The organism is Mesorhizobium sp. M2A.F.Ca.ET.037.01.1.1 (assembly GCF_003998075.1).
In the GTDB taxonomy this organism is placed as follows: Bacteria; Pseudomonadota; Alphaproteobacteria; order Rhizobiales; family Rhizobiaceae; genus Mesorhizobium.
Genome location: NZ_RZSA01000247.1, coordinates 1 through 7,395, shown reverse-complemented (window position 1 = coordinate 7,395; position 7,395 = coordinate 1). Strand labels below are relative to the sequence as shown.

General features: G+C 63.1%; 6 protein-coding genes. 5 read left to right on the top strand and 1 reads right to left on the bottom strand.

The window, feature by feature from the left end; genetic code table 11:
• From glmM to serA, 5 genes are all read left to right on the top strand, one after another.
• Window positions 1–1,136: phosphoglucosamine mutase (gene glmM / locus EOA27_RS14565; RefSeq protein ID WP_127256562.1), on the top strand; the 1,136-nt coding region annotated here is incomplete at its 5' end.
• A 219-nt stretch (window positions 1,137–1,355) separates the two neighbouring features.
• Complete coding sequence (locus tag EOA27_RS14560) at window positions 1,356–2,174, top strand: outer membrane protein (protein WP_126080759.1); 819 nt, start codon at window positions 1,356–1,358, stop codon at window positions 2,172–2,174.
• A 196-nt stretch (window positions 2,175–2,370) separates the two neighbouring features.
• Complete coding sequence (locus tag EOA27_RS14555; RefSeq protein ID WP_126080760.1) at window positions 2,371–3,150, top strand: outer membrane protein; 780 nt, start codon at window positions 2,371–2,373, stop codon at window positions 3,148–3,150.
• 192 nt (window positions 3,151–3,342) lie between these two features.
• Window positions 3,343–4,518 carry a phosphoserine transaminase gene (locus EOA27_RS14550; RefSeq protein ID WP_126080761.1) on the top strand — a complete coding sequence of 392 codons (1,176 nt, stop codon included), beginning with the start codon at window positions 3,343–3,345 and terminating at the stop codon, window positions 4,516–4,518.
• A 66-nt stretch (window positions 4,519–4,584) separates the two neighbouring features.
• Window positions 4,585–6,186 carry a phosphoglycerate dehydrogenase gene (gene serA / locus EOA27_RS14545; protein ID WP_126080762.1) on the top strand — a complete coding sequence of 534 codons (1,602 nt, stop codon included), beginning with the start codon at window positions 4,585–4,587 and terminating at the stop codon, window positions 6,184–6,186.
• Between the two features lie 93 nt (window positions 6,187–6,279).
• Here the strand turns inward: serA and EOA27_RS14540 are convergent, their stop codons facing one another.
• A complete protein-coding gene (locus EOA27_RS14540) occupies window positions 6,280–7,179 on the bottom strand; it encodes a DMT family transporter (RefSeq protein WP_126080763.1) in 900 nt (299 codons plus the stop codon).
• Window positions 7,180–7,395 lie beyond the last annotated feature (216 nt).

Here is a 7,395-nt window from a genome sequence, read left to right as displayed (position 1 = left end):
TCTTCCTGCTCGGCCCGATACCGACGCCTGCCGTCGCCATGCTGGTGCGCTCGCTGCGCGCCGACATCGGCGTGATGATCTCGGCCTCGCACAACCCTTATTACGACAATGGCATCAAGCTGTTCGGTCCCGACGGCTACAAGCTCTCCGACGAGATCGAGGAGCGCATCGAAGGCATGCTCGACAAGGACATCGAGCTGGCGCTCGCCGATTCCGACGGGCTCGGCCGCGCCAAGCGCGTCGATGGCGTGCATGACCGGTATATCGAATTCGCCAAGCGCACGCTGCCCCGCTCGATGTCGCTCTCGGGCCTGCGGATCGTCGTCGATTGCGCGAACGGCGCCTCCTACAAGGTGGCTCCGGAGGCGCTGTGGGAGCTCGGCGCCGAGGTGGTGGCGATCAATGTCGAGCCGAACGGCTTCAACATCAACAAGGAATGCGGCTCGACCCATCCGGCCGGCCTGCAGAAGAAGGTGCATGAGGTGCGCGCCGACATCGGCATCGCGCTCGACGGCGATGCCGACCGCGTGGTCATCGTCGACGAGAACGGAGCGATCGTCGACGGCGACCAGATCATGGCGCTGATCGCCGAATCCTGGCACCAGAGCGGAAGGCTGGCCGGCGGCGGCGTCGTTTCCACCGTGATGTCCAATCTCGGCCTGGAGCGCTTCCTCGGCGATATGAAGCTGCAGCTGCATCGCACCAAGGTGGGCGACCGCTATGTCGTGGAGCATATGCGCGCGCATGGCTTGAATGTCGGCGGCGAGCAGTCCGGCCACATCGTGCTTTCCGACTTCTCGACCACGGGAGACGGTCTGGTCTCGGCGCTGCAGGTGCTCGCCTGCATCAAGCGGCAGAACCGCCCGGTCAGCGAATTGTCGAAGAAGTTCGAGCCGGTGCCGCAGCTTCTCAAGAACGTCCGCATCTCCGGCGGCAAGCCGCTGGAGGAAGCGCCGGTCAAGGCGGCGATCGAAGAAGGGCGCAACCGGCTCGGCACGTCCGGCCGCCTCGTCATCCGGCCATCCGGCACCGAGCCGCTGATCCGCGTCATGGCCGAGGGCGACGATCCGCAGCTGGTCGAGGCGGTTGTCAACGACATCGTGGGCATCCTCCAGGAAACGCGCAGCGCCGCCTGACAGAGAGATCGGGCCAAAGCTCTTCGCGCTTGGAAGCCCGCCGCCCGGCGGGCTTTTTTGTGCGCGCCCCCAACGGCCGGGCAACGGCATACCCTCTAAAATTGCATAGATTCGTGGTTAATCGGTACGGTTAAACGGCCTTTAACCTTTGCAATTCATTATCCACGCCGAGGTTCATCTTCGGGCGGTGTCGTCCCGAGGTCTCTTAGGGGTGACAGCATGTTCAATACAGCAAGAATGGCTTTGTTTGCCGCGTTGCTCGCGGGAGTGGCCGGACCGGCGCTCGCCGCCGACTTCGCGGAGCCGCCTCCGGTCGAGGAGGCGCCGCCGCCGGTTGTCGAGGCTCAACCGGTCGATGTCGGCGGTTGGTACATCCGCGGCGATATCGACTACCACTGGTCGAATTTGGACAGCATCGATTACATCACCTACGGCCCACCGCCCGGCACCAACGATTTCGATTTCGGCGACCTAAAGGGCGGGTTCTCGCTCGGCGCCGGCGTCGGCTACAAGATCAACGATTACTTGCGTACGGATCTGACTGCCGACTACTGGTTCAAGTCGGACTTCAACGGCCAGACCTCGGATCTGATCACGACATCGACCGAAGAGTCGAGCATGAGCGCTCTGCTTCTGCTTGCAAATGCCTATGTGGATATCGGCACGTGGAACGGCGTCACCCCTTATATCGGCGCTGGCATCGGTGGTGCGCATGTCAAGTGGGACACGGTCCATGACCCAAACACCACCGAAACCAACCCCGGGTCGTCCAACTGGCGCTTCGCCTACGCGCTTATGGCCGGCGCTTCCTACTGCCTCACGGACAAGGTCATCCTCGATGCCGGCTACCGCTTCACTCACATCGAGGGTGGGCGCATGTTCGAATTCGATACGACCAGCTCCGGACCGGGTTTCGACCACGGCATCAACACGCATGAAGTGCGCGGCGGTCTGCGCTATCAGTTCGGCGGCAATAATGGCTGCGCCGCGCCGGTGGTCGCCTATCAGCCTGAGCCGGAACCGATCTACACCAAGTAGAACTGGCGCATCCGAAGTTCGACCGCCCGGCATCAGCCGGGCGGTTTTCGTTTGTGCGCGGCGGGTGAAATTTCATCGAAATCAATTCGGTAACTCTCTGTTAGCCTTAACCGGCACTTAACCACTATGGTTAACAATGGCTGCTTGAAACGGCGCCCGCGTTCGCGGCTGGCGCCAATCTCGGGAGCCGGGGACCATGACATCCAGATCGCGTATCGCGTCAGCTCTTGCCGCAACCATCCTGTTGCCGATGACGCCGGCGCTCGCGGCCGACTACGATCCGCCGATCTATGTCGACCAGGCGCCGGACTACCAGCCGGTCGAGGTCGGCTCGGGCTGGTATCTGCGCGGGGACGTCGCCTATCTGCCGCAGGAGACCTTCGACAACGGGGATTTCACCTTCCCGTCAGCGATCGACAACGAAAGCTTCAGCGAGGGCGAGGACGCGTATTTCGCGAGCATCGGCTTCGGCTATCATTTCAACGATTACCTTCGCGCCGATCTCAACCTGGGCTATCTGCCCGGCAATCACGTCAGCGTAAGCTATGACGATTCAGCGGTCGCACCGGCGGGAACGGCGATCCTGGGCTCGGGAAATGTGAAGAACTACGCGTTCTCCGGTATTCTCAATGGTTATGTCGATCTGGGCACCTATGTCGGGATCACGCCCTATGTCGGCGCCGGCATTGGTTTGGTTCGGACGACAAGCAAGCTTTCGGCCTCATACACAGACAGCGCCGACTCCTCCAACGATTTCGTCCTGAGCAGCAACAAAAACCAATACTCGCTCGCCTATACGCTCAATGCGGGCCTTGCATACCAAGTGACCAAGAATGTTCTTGTCGACCTCGGCTACCAGTATTTCTCCGCCCCCAATGCGGAATATGTGGCCGCCGAGAGCCTGACCTCCTATCCCACCCGTAAGGGGATCAGCAACCACCAGATCAAATTCGGCCTGCGCTACGACCTCTGGTAAAGCGAAGCGGGTCACGAAATGCCACGGCGGGCCCAACGGCTCGCCGTTTTCATTTCGGGGCGCGCCGGGTGGAAGGGAATATCCCAACAACGACAAAAACTTTGCTCTTGACGCCGAAAGGCTGAAAGCATATCGCCGTCCGTGGGCCACCCCTCCCCAACGAGGGGCCACTATCTGGAAGGATAGACCACGATGACGACACCTACCAAGCCCGGACTCCGTCCGGCAAACCCCAATTTCTCCTCAGGTCCCTGCGCAAAACGTCCCGGCTGGTCGGCCGAGGCGCTCTCTAAGGCCGCGCTCGGACGCTCCCACCGCGCCAAGATCGGCAAGAGCAAGCTCGAACAGGCGATCGAGCTGACGCGCGACATCCTCAAGGTTCCCGCGAACTATCGCATCGGCATCGTGCCGGCGTCGGACACCGGCGCGGTCGAGATGGCGCTGTGGTCGCTGCTCGGCGAGCGCGGCGTCGACATGGTCGCCTGGGAGAGCTTCGGCTTCGGCTGGGTGACGGATGTCGTCAAGCAGCTCAAGCTCGCCGACGTGCGCAAGTTCGAGGCCGGCTACGGCCAACTGCCCGACCTCAAGCAGATCGATTTCGATCGCGACGTGGTCTTCACCTGGAACGGCACGACCTCGGGCGTGCGCGTGCCGAACGGCGATTTCATTCCCGCGGACCGCAAGGGCTTGACCATCTGCGACGCGACGTCGGCTGCCTTCGCGCAAAGGCTCGACTTTGAAAAACTCGATGTCGTCACCTTCTCCTGGCAGAAGGTGCTGGGCGGCGAAGGCGCGCACGGCATGCTGATCCTGTCGCCCCGCGCCGTCGAGCGGCTGGAGACCTACAAGCCAGCCTGGCCGCTGCCGAAGATCTTCCGCCTGACCTCGGGCGGCAAGCTGATCGAGGGCATCTTCAAGGGCGAGACCATCAACACGCCGTCGATGCTGTGCGTCGAGGATTATCTCGATGCGCTGCACTGGGCGAAGTCGATCGGCGGCTTGGAAGCGCTGATTGCCCGCGCCGACGCCAATGCCGCGGTGCTCGACCGGTTCGTTGGCAAGTCGTCGTGGCTCGGCCATCTGGCCGTCGATCCGGCAACGCGCTCGAACACGTCCGTGTGCCTGTCCTTCACCGATCCGGATATCGCGGCGCTCGATGCCGACGGTCAGGCGGCTTTCGCCAAGGGCCTCGTCTCGGCGCTCGACAAGGAAGGTGTCGCCTACGACATCGGCTCCTATCGCGACGCGCCGCCCGGGCTGCGCATCTGGTGCGGCGCCACCGTCGAGACCGCCGATCTCGAAGCGCTTCTGCCCTGGCTCGACTGGGCCTTCGCCGCGCAGAAGGCGTCGCTCAAGGCGGCGGCCTGAAATCCGTGGCGGCCTGCGGGCCGCCACCATTTCCCGACACATCCAATTCCCTTCAAGGAGGCCGTGATGGCGCCCCGCGTTCTCGTTTCGGATAAACTTTCAACCACCGCCGTGCAGGTCTTCAAGGATCGCGGCATCGAGGTCGACTACCTGCCCGACCTCGGCAAGGACAAGGAAAAGCTGCTCGAGGTGATCGACCAGTATGACGGCCTCGCCATCCGCTCGGCGACCAAGGTCACCGAGAAGCTGATCAATGCGGCAACCAGGCTCAAGGTCGTCGGCCGCGCCGGCATCGGCGTCGACAATGTCGATATCCCGGCCGCCAGCCGCAAGGGCATCATCGTGATGAACACGCCCTTCGGCAATTCGATCACCACGGCCGAGCATGCGGTGGCGATGATCTTCGCGCTGGCGCGGCAGATCCCGGAAGCCAATGCCTCGACCCATGCCGGAAAATGGGAAAAGAACCGCTTCATGGGCGTCGAGATCACTAGCAAGACGCTGGGCGTGATCGGGTGCGGCAATATCGGCTCGATCGTCGCCACGCGCGGCGTCGGATTGAAGATGCATGTGATCGCCTTCGACCCGTTCCTGTCGGACAGCCGCGCCGAGGAGCTCGGCGTCCAGAAGGTCGAGCTCGACGAGCTTTTCGCCCGCGCCGACTTCATCACGCTGCACACGCCGCTGACCGAGAAGACGCGCAACATCATCGACGCGGCCGCGATCGCCAAGATGAAGGACGGCGTGCGCATCATCAATTGCGCGCGCGGCGGCCTGGTCGTCGAGGCCGATCTGATCGCGGCGCTGAAGAGCGGCAAGGTGGCGGGCGCGGGCATCGACGTATTCGAGGTCGAGCCGGCGGAGAACAACCCGCTGTTCGGCATGGAGAATGTCGTGGCGACACCGCATCTCGGCGCCTCGACCACCGAGGCTCAGGAGAATGTCGCGCTGCAGGTCGCCGAGCAGATGAGCGACTATCTCATCAATGGCGCCGTCTCCAACGCCATCAACATGCCTTCGATCACCGCGGAGGAGGCGCCGCGGCTGAAACCGTTCGTCAAGCTCGCCGAGGTGCTCGGCGCCTTCGTCGGTCAGGTCACCGAGGATCCGATCAAGGAGGTCGAGATCCTGTTCGATGGCTCGACCGCGACGATGAACACCCGCGCGCTGGTGAGCGCCGCCCTTGCCGGCCTGATCCGGCCGCAGGTCTCCGACGTCAACATGGTGTCGGCGCCGATCATGGTGAAGGAGCGCGGCATCATCGTCGCCGAGGTCAAGCGCGACAAGTCGGGCGTGTTCGACGGCTATATCAAGCTGACGGTCAAGACCGAGCACATGACGCGCTCGATCGCCGGCACCTGCTTCTCCGACGGCAAGCCGCGCTTCATCCAGATCAAGGGCATCAATCTCGACGCCGAAGTCGGCCAGCACATGCTCTACACGACCAATGCCGACGCGCCTGGCATCATCGGCCTGCTCGGCACGGTGTGCGGCGAGAACGGCGTCAACATCGCCAATTTCCAGCTCGGCCGCAACCGGCCGGGCGGCGATGCCATCGCGCTGCTTTATCTCGACGCGCCGTTCCCGGAAAAGGTGCTGGAGCAGGTGCGCGCGCACAAGTCGATCGACTCGGCCAAGCGGCTGCGCTTCGACGTCGGCGCCGAGTGAACGTTGAAAATGAAGACGCCCCGCCTGCATCGTCAGGCGAGGCGTTGATAGTACAGCCATCGCCAACGGCTGCTTGACGCGTGGCGGGAGATATCATCCCGCCTGCAGTGCCGCTCTGCTGCCGCTGTATTCGGCAAGGGCAATGCCGCCGAGGACAAGAGCCAGCGCGAAGGCCTGATAGGGCTGAAACTGCTCGCCGACGATCAGCACCGAAAGCAGCGTGCCGAAGATCGGTACCAGGTTGATGAACAGCCCGGCGCGGTTGGCGCCGATCAGCTCGTTGCCCTTGATGTAGAGAACCTGCGAGACGACCGAGGCGCCGAGGGCCGTATAGAGGGTGAGCGCCCATCCGCTTGCGTCCGGCATGACGGCGCGGCCGGCCGCGACCTCCCAGATGACGAAGGGCAGGGAAATCAGCAGCGCGGCGATCGACAGCGCCAGCATGAAACTCTGCCAGCGGATTGCGGGCCTGAGGCGCAGCCCCACCGAATAGAGGCTGTAGCAAAGCACCGCCACAAGCATGATGGCGTCGCCGAAGTTGAGGTCGAGCTTCAAGAGCTGACCGAGGTCGCCATGGCTTGCGGTCAGCGCGACGCCGACGATGGTGAGCACGACGCCGACGATCTGCAGAGGCCGCACGCGCAGCCGGAAGAACATGAAATTGGCAAGGATGATGACGATCGGGATGGCCGCCTGCTCGATCGAGACGTTGATGGCGGTCGTGTAGTTGAGCGCGGTGTAGAAGATGACATTGAAGATGGTGAAGCCGCACGCGCCGAGGCCGGCAAGCAGTTTCCAGTGGCTGCGCACTTCGGGCCAGTCCTCACGCAGTGTCCGCCAGCCGACAGGCAGCAGGATCAGCACCGCCATCACCCAGCGCAGGAACACCAGCATCATCGGCGAGACATGGCCGACGGCAAGCTTGCCCGCGACCGAATTGCCGCCCCACAACAGCATGGTCGACAGCAGGAACAGATAGGCGGCTCGGTGCATAAGGGATCGGCCTGCAGGAATGTTCGCGGGGTTCAGGCCGCCTAGAGTGGCGGCGGCGGCAAGTAAATGATGCGAAAGCTGGAATTTGTTATGCCTGATCGGGACGAGGCTTCGCCGGCATCGTCATGCCGATCCAACTCCTGGAGCATGATCGGGTTCCGAAAGCCGGCTCCCGCTTTTCAAATCATGTTCCAGGGAAGGTTTCGGCGGCAAAGA

What these genes read in the sequence shown, in the direction of transcription:
- EOA27_RS14560 (WP_126080759.1), top strand. Translation starts at nt 1,356, where the DNA reads ATGTTCAATACAGCAAGAATGGCTTTGTTTGCCGCGTTGCTCGCGGGA.
- EOA27_RS14555 (WP_126080760.1), top strand. Translation starts at nt 2,371, where the DNA reads ATGACATCCAGATCGCGTATCGCGTCAGCTCTTGCCGCAACCATCCTG.
- EOA27_RS14550 (WP_126080761.1), top strand. Translation starts at nt 3,343, where the DNA reads ATGACGACACCTACCAAGCCCGGACTCCGTCCGGCAAACCCCAATTTC.
- serA (WP_126080762.1), top strand. Translation starts at nt 4,585, where the DNA reads ATGGCGCCCCGCGTTCTCGTTTCGGATAAACTTTCAACCACCGCCGTG.
- EOA27_RS14540 (WP_126080763.1), bottom strand. Translation starts at nt 7,179, where the DNA reads ATGCACCGAGCCGCCTATCTGTTCCTGCTGTCGACCATGCTGTTGTGG.